Source organism: Nostoc piscinale CENA21 (assembly GCF_001298445.1).
GTDB lineage: Bacteria > Cyanobacteriota > Cyanobacteriia > Cyanobacteriales > Nostocaceae > Nostoc_B > Nostoc_B piscinale_A.
This window is the reverse complement of record NZ_CP012036.1, coordinates 2,723,571-2,736,540: the sequence shown is the minus strand read 5'-3', so window position 1 is coordinate 2,736,540 and position 12,970 is coordinate 2,723,571. Positions and strand designations below refer to the sequence as shown.

Sequence of the window (12,970 nt, the reverse complement as noted above, 5' to 3'; positions counted from 1 at the left end):
CTTGAAGCAATAGGAATTTAGGAAATAGAATGATGGTTGCGATCGCTGGTTTCTAACTGTTTAATCTTCATTTGTAAATCAAATTCTTCATGACTGACTATTGTTTCTAAATTGGCTATTCTTTGCTCTAATAGTTCTAATTGCTGTGATTGTAAAGCACCAGGCGGCGATTTTTTCTCATCATTCCGCCAGATAGCAATGGTTCCGGCTGTAGCACCACCAATAGCAGCTAAAGGTAGCAACGCTCCACTTCTCGTCACAGCCGAAAGCGGAATACACACTGCTAAAATACCCACTGTGATTCCCCAAATTCTCGTGGTAGATATTACTCTGATATCTTGAGATGTATTGGACATCTGTCTATCTCTATATAGATTTACTTGCTAGAATCGCATAATCGCCAGCAAAAATACCTCCTACGATGGGATTAAGCAAAAATACTCTACTGGATTTTAAGTATTAAAAATAACTCAAATATAAAAGGTTGAGTGGAGCGATCGCGAAACCCAACAAAATTAAGATATAGCAGTCCTAAGAGACAAGGGAGACAGGGTAGACAAGGGAGAGATGTTTGTAACTTATCGAGTATTGCTATGGATACTGAGTTTCGTTTTCATCTCAGCCGCAAGAATGTTCACCTTACTCAGCACTCTTCATAATTTGATACAATCCCTGGAGCATAAGTAACGAGTAGTTCAGCAATTCGTCATGACAAGTGAATCATACATTTTTCTAGCTGGGGCAAGTCGGGGTGTTGGCAGAGAAATTGCCAACTGTTTAACAGCACAACAACTCAAAGTCAAAGCACTGTTGAGAACTGAAACAGCTGCGGCTGAATTACAAGCAATAGGTGTCAAGACTGTTTTGGGTGATGCTATGAATGTTGGTGATGTGGAAGCAGCTATGCTCACCAATGAACCCATCCACACTGTTATTAGTACTATTGGCGGTTTACCGACAGATACAGAAAAACCAGATTACCTGGCGAATAAAAATCTCATTGATGCAGCAATCAAAGCCAAAGTCCAAAAATTTATTTTAGTAACTTCCATTGGCACGGGTAATAGTGTTGGCGCATTATCCCCGCAAGCATTGGCGGCGCTGCAATCAGTTTTAGTCGAAAAAGACAAAGCCGAACAATATTTAATTGCCAGTGGACTCACATATACTATTATTCGCCCTGGCGGCTTGAAAACAGAACCAGCCACAGGTAATGGCGTTTTAACTGAAGATACACGCATTGTTGGTAGTATCCATCGTACTGATGTAGCGCAATTGGTATGTCGTTGCTTAAATAGCGATCGCACCAATAATAAAATTTTGTCAGCAGTAGACAAAAATATGCTGTTCGGACAAATAGAATTTACGCAGTTTACTTTAGATTAGGGAATCGGCAAGATAGCGCCAGAAATTGATATGCTAAAAACCGAGACTAGTGAAGCATGACAGAAATAATTGCTCAAGTCTCGCCTCCTGCCTTCATATCATTTTTCCAAACAATGCCTGCGCCTACTATCACTCCAACGATCGCCTCTTTTCCCTTGACTGCCGTAGTCGGTCAAGAAGCGATAAAATTAGCCTTGCTGTTAGCAGCGGTCGATCCTGGTTTGGGAGGAGTGGCGATCGCAGGTCGTCGCGGTACGGCAAAATCTGTAATGGCTCGTGCTATTCACGCCCTACTACCGCCCATTGAAGTTGTTCCAGATTCCATTAGCAACTGCGATCCCACCCGCCCCGATGAATGGGATGATCTATTGTTGGCAGAGTACGCCGAAAAAGATATCCAGGATGTCCCTACACAAATCATTCCTGCGCCTTTTGTGCAAATTCCCCTCGGTGTGACTGAAGACCGACTTTTAGGTTCTGTGGATGTGGAACAGTCGGTGAAGCAGGGAGATACAGTTTTTCAGCCTGGGTTACTCGCTACCGCTAACCGGGGTGTACTGTATGTGGATGAAATCAATTTATTAGATGACCAAATTTCTAATCAACTTTTAACAGTATTATCCGAAGGTCGCAACCAAATTGAGCGCGAAGGTATTAGTTTTCAGCATCCTTGCAAGCCTTTATTTATTGCTACCTACAACCCAGAAGAAGGCGCACTACGAGAACATTTATTAGATAGAATTGCGATCGCCCTCTCGGCTGATGGTGTACTCGGACTAGATCAAAGAGTCCAAGCAGTAGAACAAGCGATCGCTTTTTCCAAATCTCCTCAAGAATTTCTTCAACAGTACAACGAAGACATCGACGGACTAAAAACCCAAATTATCCTAGCGCGGGAATGGTTAAAAGAAGTCACCATCACCCACGACCAAATTGCTTACTTAGTTAATGAAGCCATTCGCGGTGGTGTCCAAGGACACCGTGCTGAGTTATTTGCTGTACGCGTCGCCAAAGCCGCAGCCGCCTTAGAAGGACGCACCACTGTCAACGCCGATGATTTACGTCGTGCTGTCGAGTTGGTAATTGTACCAAGGGCAACTGTAGTCCAAACACCACCGACTGACCAACCACCGCCACCTCCTCCCCCACCACCACCACAAAACCAAGACGAGTCTGAACAAGACCAACAAGAGGAAGAGGAAGACAAAGAAGAAGACCAGCCAGAAGAACCAGAAAACCAAGAACCACCAAGCATCCCTGAAGAATTTATCTTCGACCCAGAAGGCGTAATTCTAGATGACAGCGTGCTGTATTTTGCCCAAATGGCGCAACGTCAAGGTAAATCAGGGAGCCGCAGCTTAATTTTCTCTGAAGACCGGGGACGTTACGTCAAGCCAATGTTACCCAAGGGTAAAGTCCGGCGTATTGCCGTAGATGCTACTTTGCGAGCTGCTGCACCTTATCAAAAAGCTCGACGTGAGCGACAACCAAATCGCAAGGTAATTGTCGAGCAAGGTGATATTCGCTCAAAACGCTTAGTACGTAAAGCCGGGGCATTGGTAGTATTTGTAGTAGATGCTTCTGGCTCGATGGCTTTGAACCGGATGCAGTCTGCTAAAGGTGCGGTTATGCAACTGTTAACTGAGGCTTACCAAAACCGCGACCAAGTAGCCTTGATTCCCTTCCGAGGAGAACAGGCGGAGGTTTTATTACCCCCAACACGTTCTATTGCTTTAGCAAAAAACCGTTTGGAAAGATTACCTTGTGGTGGCGGTTCACCCTTAGCACATGGTTTAACCCAAGCTGTACGTGTTGGTTTAAATGCTCAAATGAGTGGCGATATTGGGCAAGTTGTAGTTGTCGCCATCACTGATGGCCGGGGTAATATTCCGTTAGGGCGTTCTTTAGGCGAACCCCAAGAACCAGGAGAAAAACCAGATATCAAAGGCGAGTTATTAGAAATTGCTGGCAGATTTCGAGCTTTGGGAATGCAATTATTGGTAATAGATACCGAAAGTAAATTTGTTTCCACTGGCTTTGCCAAAGAACTAGCCCAAACAGCCGGAGGTAAGTATTATCATTTACCAAAAGCTACTGATAAAGCCATTGCCGCCATGACCAAAGGTGCGATCGCTGATCTAAAATCACGGTAGTTAGTCAATGGTCAATGGTCAATTGTCATTGGTCATTGGTCATTGATAGCTTTCTCCCCATATAACTCAGCACTTTTTAAACCTATGGTTCAGTCTTCTAATCAACGGCTGACTCTGGAAGAGTTTCTCGCACTTCCTGAAGGTGATATCACATACGAATTTGTTAACGGTGAAGCTGTTCCTAAATATAAAGACGATGAAATGTCACCGAAATTTTTTCATGGCTCGACTACTGGTGCTTTATTTATAATATTGTCTTTATGGGCAGAAAAAAAAGGGCGAGTAGTAGTTGAGTGGGCAGTCAAATTAACCCGAAATCAACAAGATTGGATACCCGTTCCTGATTTGACATATATTTCTTATAACCGCCTTGCGGCTGATTGGTTGCAAGATGAAGCTTGTCCCGTTGCACCCGAATTAGTAATTGAAATTATCTCACCCGGACAAACTTTTGGAGACATGGCCGAAAAAGCCACAGATTATCTCAAAGCAGGTGTTTCGCGGGTTTGGATAGTTGATACAAAAGCTAGAACCATTACTGTATTTGCCCCAGCTTCCTTACCTATCACATATCGTCATCATCAAGTAATTACTGATGACTTGTTGCCAGAGTTAGAAATTAGCCCTAACGCTATCTTTCAACGTGCAGGCTTAAATCCCTAAAATTTATTTGAATAGATGAAATTCTTTTTGGAGACGGCACCCTGACTTATATGCCCATGACAACCCTAAACATCTAGAGTAATATAGCGTTTCCTCATCTGCTGAAGTACAAATTTATCTGCGTTTATCCTCTTCAATCGGCGGTTAACTTATATAGCTGTACTTCATCAGCGTAGGGATAGCGATAAGTGGTTGGGCAAGATTAAATTTATGTGTTGAGGCAGAGAATATTTAACAGGAAAACAATGTTATTAATTAATCTTGTCTAAGTACTTAAATCCAGAACTTGGTTTATTAGTTAGAAGCGATTGGAGTTATAGAGTTTTCCTGTCAGCAATTTTGTAGTATCAAACATCAAGATCCTGAAGCTACAGCTTGAGGCTGTAAATAATTAATCAAATCATTAATGCCTTTTTGCAAATACCGTGTCACGGTCATTGGACTAGTACCAATGTTTTTAGCGGCATCTTTGCGTGAAAGTTCTTTTAAGAATACCATTTCTACTGCCATCCGGGGTTTGTCTTCTAGCATATTGATTGCCCCTTGGAGTTGTTGGCGTTCTTCTTCTTGTTGCTGCATCACCGCAGAACGAGGACAAGGTAGTGCTTCACCTAGAGTAATTTGACAATCAACATAGTGAACTGCTGTAGCATCCAAACTCAAAGGCATCCGATTTTGTGCAGCTAACTTTGTTTCTTGCCATTCTTGTACAGAAACCTTCAGTACCTTAGCAATTTCTGAATCTTTGGGAGGACGACCTAAAGATAAAGCCAATTCTTTGCGAATTTTCTGCCCTTCATTGTACAATTCTTGCCAACGACGAGGAATTTTTTAATAGCGTACTGCGATCGCGCAAGAAATGCAGCATCTCGCCACGAATATATGGCACAGCAAAGGAACTAAACGCATATCCTTGACTGGGGTCAAAACGCTCAATTGCCCTAATTAAACCAAAATAACCGATTTGTTCTAAATCTTCATAAGGTTCATTACATTGATGGCTAAATTTATGAGCCATCTTCCGCACTAAGCCAGTATGTAGCTGTACAAGTTGATTACGAAGTTTAATTGAGGGGTTCTGGTGGTATAAGTGTAATAACTCTATCCCATCAATTCGCATAGAAGACTCAATTGCTGCCATATCAAATCCTTTGTATTAACTCCTTTTCCTAGAAAAACGGAGTTGCGTATATAGTTCTTCAAAGCTGTAATTATTTTCCTTAGACCACGCTGATTAAACCATCGTCGTTCCACTGAACTTAATTCGGCTCTATCTCTGGCATTCAGTGTTTTTACGCATGATTTTCCCGACTCAGTTGTTGCAGGTGATTAGTGTTTTATCTATGAACTTGCTGAGTTAATTAATATTTATTTTTCGTAGCAAATCTAGATATTTTTGTAGTTAAATACTGGACTTATCCAAAAATATTGAGCCATCGGTCGGCAATATACAAAAAATCAGCAGTTGAAATTTTTGATTTAAATATATTTCTCCCAAGAAATAAAAATACGCGAAATATTAAAATTAATATTTATCTCACAAATTGTTAATTACTAAAACTAATGAAATTCCTCAAACCTAACCACAGCTAAGTTTGTAAACTTGAGTATCATCAAAAATTGCTTCCGGATTCTGAATTTTGACTGTTGAATTATTCTGCAACAATGATGCAGGCTAAGGTTTAGCACAAAATACCCTAGCTGATAAATGAAAATCTTGGTAAGAATAGGAATATACAGAACTTTTTTGCGCGAAAAACTCCAGTATGAGCAATACAAGTAACTTTCGTGAAGCTATCCGAGACGCTAGAACCCAAGCCCTCATCGGCCCAAATGTAATTGCGAATGCCTTACCTTACGTTGGTGGTGGTCTTGTTCTCACTGCCTTGGGAACCTACGGTGGTTTAGGCATTATCCGTACTAACCCTGAAATATTCTTCCCTACTTTTATTGGTGCAGTAATTCTAGAATTAATTCTGTTCTTTGTTGCCCAAAATGTTGCTGAAAAAGGCAATAAAGCTATTGCCCTGCCTTTATTGGCAACTTACAGCCTTTTGTCTGGTTATACTCTCAGTGGTTTAGTATTTGTCGCCTTAAGAACCCAAGGTGTCGGCATTCAAGGCATTGGTTTAGCCGCCCTTGGTTGCGGTGTCACCTTTATTGTTGCCCGTCAAGTTGGTTCAAATTTGTCTGAACAAGACGGAATAGCTTTGACAAAAACCATCAGTCTCGGTGTTATCGCCTTGATTGTGGTTTGTGCAGTGCAATTTCTCTTTGCTTTGTTTGGTGTTTATACCCCAACTTGGCTAGAAATCGGCATTTCTGGTTTAGGCGTGTTTTTATTTGTGGGAGTATCTGTCGTAGATTTCTACATCCTGCCCCGTACTTACCGTAACGACCAATACTTACCTGCGGCTTTATCGATGTATTTGACTTACATCAACTTGTTTGTCTTTATCCTACGGTTACTGATTGCCCTCAATGGCCGTGATTAAGTAACGATCAATAGCAAAATTTAAGAATTTTTTTAACCGTGGTGCAAACTTCAGTCGCCACGGTTTTTTATGGCTATGAGATATTCAAGGTAATTTTCGTAATACAATATGTAGTAATGTTTAACTGCAAGTAAGTAAAACTATGCTGACACTCTTAAGTCTCAAACACGAAGTAGAAAGGTTGTCGAATATCTTAGCTAAGGCTGAGGATTGTCTTTGACCTGCAAGAACTAAGTGCCAGAATTCAAAAGTTAGATCAATTAATTATCCAACCACATTTTTGGGAAAATCCAGAGCCTGCCTATCAAACACTTCAAGAAATTGAGTACATCATATATTACAGGCAGAAACAATATCAGCAATGGCGTTCCACATTAGAAGATATCAAGGTTGCTTTAGAATTAGTCGAAATATCAGCAGATGAGCAATTGTTACAAGAAGCAAAAACTAACCTTGCTCAACTTCAGAAAGAACTCGAAACAGCAGACATCAGACAATTACTATCTGAACCCTATGACAAAAAAGGCGCACTGCTGAGTATTACGGCTGAATCTCATGATGCAAATGCTCAGAAATGGTTGTACACTTTGTTCCAGATTTACTATAACTGGGCGAAAAAGCAAAATTACCACATAACTCCGATAGAAGAATCTTGTGGTAATGGTGGCATTATATCGGCTAGTTGGGAAATTACAGGGCGTTACGCCTATGGTTGTCTGAAATCAGAATTGGGAATACATCAACTCCAACGAATATTGCCTTTTGATACTAGCGGGAATTTACAGATAAGTCTGGCTAGAGTGGAAGTATTTCCCATCTTAGATGAATCCTCGGAACTTGAAATACCACAGAAGCATTTAGAAATTGCTCTGCCTCGTAATCAGGGAAATAGAAACCGTGCAGAAGTATGGGTGAGAGTTGTTCATCTTCCTACTAGGATAACTGTATTTTGTGAGTACGAACGCAGTCAGTTGGCAAACAAAAAGAAAGCCTTTGATGTTCTTAAGAGTAAACTAGCTGCGATCGCATTAGCTCAAGGTGTAAATTCAATTGCTGAAATTCAACCTCAGCGAATCAAAGATTTATCCAACAACATCATCCGTGAATATATCTTGCATCCTTATACCCAGGTGAAGGATTTACGCACCAATGCGGAGACAACTGCTGTCACAGAAGTTTTTAACGGTGAAATTAACTTATTCATCAAAGCTTATTTGCAACAAAATGTCCGCACCTCATACCATTTCACGAAAAATTTGATACCGATGTAAACCCTAAAAGCTTTGCTGTATCTAAGTTTTTTAATTGCGAATTGCGAATTGCGAATTGGTATCACCCAGCCAATAGCCGATTCGTTTTGTATAATTTCACAGTCACAGCAAAACAATTGGTTCAACTGCCGCTAAAATCAAAAAAACAAATAAAATCTCAAGAGCAAACTTAGAAAATCCATCCAAGTAGCTCTTAATTTAGCCAGCACTATGGAAGTCTTAGAACTCAAACGCGAAATCGAAACGTTGTCTAACCGCCTGGGTAAAACCCAGGACTATCTTTGACGTACCTGCACTGACAGCGAAAATTCACGACCTCGAACAAATATCAGCGCAGCCAGAATTTTGGGAAAATCAAACCGAAGCCCAAAAAACGCTGCAAGAACTGAACGACCTCAAATCCCACTTGGATACTTACAACCAGTGGCGAGCCAGCTTAGAAGATACTAAAGCAATGGTGGAACTGTTGGAGTTAGAAACCGACGAGTCTCTACTGCAAGAAGCGGAATCTACTATCACTAAGCTCAACCGTGACCTTGACCAGTGGGAGTTACAACAGCTACTCTCTGGCCCCTACGATGCGGAAGGTGCAGTGTTGACAATTAACGCTGGTGCGGGTGGTACAGATGCTCAAGATTGGGCATTTATGCTGCTGCGGATGTATACCCGTTGGGCAGAAGCACATGGTTATAAAGTAGCACTCAGTGAAGAATCTGAGGGTGATGAAGCTGGGATTAAATCAGCCACTCTAGAAATTACTGGGCGTTACGCTTATGGCTATCTGCGGTCAGAAACAGGCACACATCGCTTAGTGCGGATTTCACCTTTTAATGCCAATGGCAAACGGCAAACTAGTTTTGCTGGGGTGGAAGTTATGCCCCAAATCGATAATTCTGTACAGTTGGATATTCCAGAAAAAGATTTGGAAGTTACGACATCTAGGGCTGGTGGTAAAGGTGGACAAAACGTCAACAAAGTAGAAACGGCAGTCCGAATTGTGCATTTACCTACAGGTCTAGCTGTGCGCTGTACCGAAGAGCGATCGCAGCTGCAAAATAAAGAAAAAAGCCCTCGCCCGTCTCAAAGCCAAACTGCTAGTTATCGCCCGTGAACAAAAGGCGCAAGAAATTGCCCAAATTCGCGGTGATATGGTGGAAGCTTCCTGGGGTAATCAAATTCGCAACTACGTATTCCATCCTTACCAGATGGTAAAGGATCTGCGTACCAATTCCGAAACAACTGCGATCGCTGATGTGATGAACGGCGACCTCGATATGTTCATCCAAGCCTACCTGCGGCAAGAAAATCAGCTAGTAGATAGTAGTTCTGGTTAATGTGTAGAACTGCTGGGGGTAAGGGTTTAGGGGTGTAAGGGTTTTGCTCACTCACACCCTGACACCTTCTCCAACTGAAATTAGTCCGCGCAGGCGGACTTTGTTTGTGTAGCCGCGACTTCAGTCGCTGGGTGCAATATGTGACTTACTCACACCCTGACACCTTGTCAACCGAAAATAGACAAAATGGCAAGAGAACTGTAAGGAAACTGTTACATTTATATATAAAAGAGTTGGTTACGAAATTATTATGAGTGACTCTCCCTCAACGGAACCCCAACCAAGCTATGTCAAACTTGCTATGCGGAATATGGTACGCAAGGGTGGCACTTCCATAAAACATTTTTTGTTATCTACTGTGGGGCTATTAGCTGTTTTAATTGGTCTTGCTTACTTAACCCGTTAAAGACCAAGAAAAATCCTGCATTGCTGAGGAGTGTTTGTACTTGGTACAAGTTGAACTAAATTTGCAAGATATTTTTTCTGAGTCTTCCCCCGAAGTAGCTGTCAATGTTGAGGCTGAAACTTGGGAGAACTGGTTTTATCGCTGGTTAGAAAATCTTCAATCTGATTTACCGCCAGCGCCAAGCTATGAAATAGGGCTGCGCTTAACAGACGATGCAGAAATTCAATCATTAAATGCTCAATACCGACATCAAGATAAACCTACAGATGTGTTAGCCTTCGCTGCATTAGAAACGGATTTTCCAGACTGTGCGGAAATGGAGGGTGAACCTGTGTATTTAGGTGATATTGTGATTTCGGTAACTACCGCCCAACGCCAAGCCCAACGACAAGAGCATAGTTTAAAAACTGAGTTAGCTTGGTTAGCTGCTCATGGGCTATTACACCTTTTGGGCTGGGATCATCCTGATGATGAGAGTTTAATGCAAATGCTAAAGCAGCAGGTAATAATACTGGAGACAGTTGGTATTGATATTGACATAGAATATTAAAGTTTTTATGTCTGTCAGTGTTAATTTTTAGGCATCCTTTTATAATACTCGTGTAGAAAATTGCCGAGAAGTTGATTGGATGATTACAATCAGCGAAAATTCCCAGTTTACCCAAATGTATTGTTCTATTTTTTAGCTTATGTCCCAACAAGTTTCTCCTCCACCGCCAAACAAGCTATCATCACTGATCACTAAGGAAAGGGAATTCTCGTGGCAAGTTGCTGCTAATTTATTTGTGAGCTTTAAGTATGCTTGGGCTGGTATTACTTACAGTTTTCAGACTCAACGTAATTTTCGCATTCATGTGAGTTTTTGTGCTTTGGCGATCGCTTTAAGCTTATTCTTGCATTTGTCACCTGTGGAAATCGCTGTCATTGGGATTACTAGTGGCTTAGTTCTCGCACTAGAACTACTAAACACTGCGATCGAATCGTTGGTAGATTTAACAGTAAAGCAGACATACCACGAATTAGCCAAAGTTGCCAAAGATTGTGCGGCGGGCGCGGTGCTGGTTTCTGCTTTAGTCGCTATCTTGGTCGGTTGTACCTTATTACTACCGCCATTAGTCATATTAATTATGTCCAAGTTTTAAGTTTAGGTATTAGTCAAACTTATCCATAAAAAATTTCTCAACTGTGAATGACATAATTACTGACGCTGACGGCTAGAATCTGGTAATGATCACCAGGAGTCTAGGCCGTGATTGTAGTCATTGATAATTACGACAGTTTCACATACAATTTGGTGCAGTACTTGGGAGAACTAGCAGCAGAGTTCCCTGTAGCATCAGACATTCAAGTTTTTCGCAACGATAAAATCACTATAGAAGAAATCCAAGATTTACAGCCCGACCTTGTAGTAATTTCACCTGGGCCTGGTCGTCCAGAAGATGCGGGTATATCGCTGGATTTGATTGAAAAACTCGGCCCCAGCTTGCCAATTTTAGGTGTGTGCTTGGGGCATCAAAGTATTGGTCAAGTATTTGGTGGTAAAATCGTCTCTGCTCCAGAGTTAATGCACGGCAAAACTTCCCAGGTAACGCACACTGATATGGGAGTTTTTCAAGGAATAGAAAATCCGATGACCGCCACCAGATATCATAGTTTGGTGATTGACCGCGAAACTTGCCCGGAAGTGTTAGAAATCACTGCTTGGGTTGAAGATGGCACAATTATGGGAGTGCGCCATCGGAACTATCCTCACATCCAAGGAGTCCAGTTTCACCCAGAAAGTGTGCTAACTTCTTCAGGAAAACAGTTATTGCGAAACTTTCTGGAACAATTACCGACGAGAGAGTGATTAATGAAACGACGACAATTGATGGGCTATGCTGGGGCGGGGTTAGTCACAGCTTTAGTTTCTACTTTAGGTTCTCACTCTGAAGCTGACGCACAGTCTGGCGGTTTATCAGTTCAGTGGTTGGGTCATACTTGCTTTCTAATTTCTGGTGGCGGAGTCAAAATTCTCGCTAATCCCTTCCGTACAGTTGGTTGTACTGCTGGTTATCGTGCGCCAAAAGTCAGTGCAAACTTGGTCTTGATTAGCAGTCAATTATTAGATGAAGGCGCAGTAGAAGATTTACCAGGAAATCCCAAACTAGTATACGAAGCTGGCGTTTATGAGTTTCAGGGAATAAAATTTCAAGGAATTTCTACAGATCATGATCGCAAAGGTGGGAGACAATTCGGCAAAAACACCGCTTGGAGTTGGCAACAAGCAGGGATTAATATCTTACATCTAGGCGGGATTGCTGCACCCATTTCTCTAGAACAAAAAAATTCTCATGGGTCGTCCTGATGTGCTGTTTGTTCCGGTAGGTGGTAGTGCTAAAGCTTATAACGCCGAGGAAGCTAAACAAGCAATTGAGGTGTTAAATCCTAAACTGATCATTCCGACTCACTACCGCACCACAGCTGCTGATGCGAATGCTTGTGACATATCACCCTTGGATGAATTTCTCAATTTGGTGCAAGGGATCACCGTCCGCCGTAGCAATAGTGACACCATTACCATTACTTCTGGGAAGTTACCAGAAGATAAAGTGATTCAAGTTTTAAGCTACAAATTTTAAACTAACGGCTCAATGGATTTCTGTTTTGCGCGGCTGAAGTTACGGTTTGCTCAATTCTCTTTAACCTAGTTTCTGGACGTTTAGCATTTTCAATCCAAAAAAGAATGTTTTTCTTGGTGGAATTACTAAAGGCTGCAAAATTTAGGTTAGCCCAAGAGTTGGCTGCTAAAGCTTGTTGCAAATCTAGGGGAATGATTAATGCTTCGATCGCATCTAAAGAAGTCCATGAGCCATCTTTTTTCGCATCGGCAATTTTAGCAAGACCAGATTCTGCCATTAAACCTGCTGCAATTAACTCTTCAATATATTGCTTATTTAATTTTGACCAAACGCTTTTGGGTTTGCGGGGCGTAAAAATTTGCTGATAGCGGTTTTCATCTAAAGACTTAACTTTACTGTCAATCCACCCAAAACATAAAGCTTCTTGAACTGCTTCGCTATATCTAACGCTTGGTTGACCACTTTTGACTTTGTAATAAACTAACCAGATACCAGGGGAAGTGAGATGGTTTTTGGCTAACCACTCGCGCCATTGGCTGCGATCGCTGGCATAAATAAATTCTAATTGTTCCTCAAATTTTGGCATCGTCAAAAATCAGTGATTAGCTGAATTAATCTTCTCTTCCCTCTCCCTCTGAACG

General features: G+C 41.7%; 11 protein-coding genes and 3 pseudogenes. 11 read left to right on the top strand and 3 right to left on the bottom strand.

The genetic code is table 11. From position 1 onward, the window contains the following. Positions 1 to 17: 17 nt before the first annotated feature. Complete coding sequence (locus ACX27_RS11995; RefSeq protein WP_062292484.1) at positions 18 to 356, bottom strand: hypothetical protein; 339 nt, start codon at positions 354 to 356, stop codon at positions 18 to 20. A 352-nt stretch (positions 357 to 708) separates the two neighbouring features. Between ACX27_RS11995 and ACX27_RS11990 the strand changes: the two genes are divergently transcribed. The 3 genes from ACX27_RS11990 to ACX27_RS11980 all read left to right on the top strand — a co-directional run bounded on the left by ACX27_RS11990 (position 709) and on the right by ACX27_RS11980 (position 4,202). Further along, positions 709 to 1,386, top strand: coding sequence for an SDR family oxidoreductase (locus tag ACX27_RS11990; protein ID WP_062292478.1), 678 nt, complete (start codon positions 709 to 711; stop codon positions 1,384 to 1,386). Between the two features lie 113 nt (positions 1,387 to 1,499). Next, positions 1,500 to 3,539, top strand: coding sequence for a magnesium chelatase ATPase subunit D (bchD, locus tag ACX27_RS11985; protein WP_062298301.1), 2,040 nt, complete (start codon positions 1,500 to 1,502; stop codon positions 3,537 to 3,539). A gap of 84 nt (positions 3,540 to 3,623) precedes the next feature. Beyond that, positions 3,624 to 4,202, top strand: coding sequence for a Uma2 family endonuclease (locus ACX27_RS11980; protein ID WP_062292476.1), 579 nt, complete (start codon positions 3,624 to 3,626; stop codon positions 4,200 to 4,202). A 354-nt stretch (positions 4,203 to 4,556) separates the two neighbouring features. Here the strand turns inward: ACX27_RS11980 and ACX27_RS11975 are convergent. Then, positions 4,557 to 5,343: pseudogene (locus tag ACX27_RS11975) on the bottom strand (RNA polymerase sigma factor SigF). 625 nt (positions 5,344 to 5,968) lie between these two features. On the opposite strand from ACX27_RS11975, the gene ACX27_RS11970 reads away from it, so the two are divergent. From ACX27_RS11970 to ACX27_RS11940, 8 genes and pseudogenes are all read left to right on the top strand, one after another. Continuing rightward, entirely contained in the window at positions 5,969 to 6,697 is a 729-nt protein-coding gene (locus ACX27_RS11970; protein ID WP_062292473.1) for a Bax inhibitor-1/YccA family protein, read from the top strand. Between the two features lie 145 nt (positions 6,698 to 6,842). Then, positions 6,843 to 7,968, top strand: a protein-coding gene (locus ACX27_RS11965; RefSeq protein ID WP_144427584.1) for a PCRF domain-containing protein whose coding sequence is annotated in 2 segments (ribosomal slippage) — positions 6,843 to 6,914 and positions 6,916 to 7,968 — 1,125 coding nt in all. Because the reading frame shifts where the segments join, the coding sequence is not laid out codon by codon here. 210 nt (positions 7,969 to 8,178) lie between these two features. After that, positions 8,179 to 9,302, top strand: a pseudogene (prfB, locus tag ACX27_RS11960) (peptide chain release factor 2). Positions 9,303 to 9,552: 250 nt separating this feature from the next. After that, entirely contained in the window at positions 9,553 to 9,708 is a 156-nt protein-coding gene (locus ACX27_RS30860; protein ID WP_083468722.1) for a DUF3285 domain-containing protein, read from the top strand. 40 nt (positions 9,709 to 9,748) lie between these two features. Further along, positions 9,749 to 10,258 carry an rRNA maturation RNase YbeY gene (gene ybeY, locus ACX27_RS11955; protein ID WP_062298299.1) on the top strand — a complete coding sequence of 170 codons (510 nt, stop codon included), beginning with the start codon at positions 9,749 to 9,751 and terminating at the stop codon, positions 10,256 to 10,258. Positions 10,259 to 10,397: 139 nt separating this feature from the next. Next, complete coding sequence (locus tag ACX27_RS11950) at positions 10,398 to 10,850, top strand: diacylglycerol kinase family protein (RefSeq protein WP_062292466.1); 453 nt, start codon at positions 10,398 to 10,400, stop codon at positions 10,848 to 10,850. 107 nt (positions 10,851 to 10,957) lie between these two features. Further along, complete coding sequence (locus tag ACX27_RS11945) at positions 10,958 to 11,557, top strand: anthranilate synthase component II (RefSeq protein ID WP_062292464.1); 600 nt, start codon at positions 10,958 to 10,960, stop codon at positions 11,555 to 11,557. Between the two features lie 3 nt (positions 11,558 to 11,560). Then, positions 11,561 to 12,329 (top strand): annotated as a pseudogene (locus tag ACX27_RS11940) (MBL fold metallo-hydrolase). Position 12,330: 1 nt separating this feature from the next. Here ACX27_RS11940 and ACX27_RS11935 read toward each other — a convergent pair. Further along, complete coding sequence (locus ACX27_RS11935) at positions 12,331 to 12,915, bottom strand: YdeI/OmpD-associated family protein (RefSeq protein ID WP_062292459.1); 585 nt, start codon at positions 12,913 to 12,915, stop codon at positions 12,331 to 12,333. Positions 12,916 to 12,970: the final 55 nt, after the last annotated feature.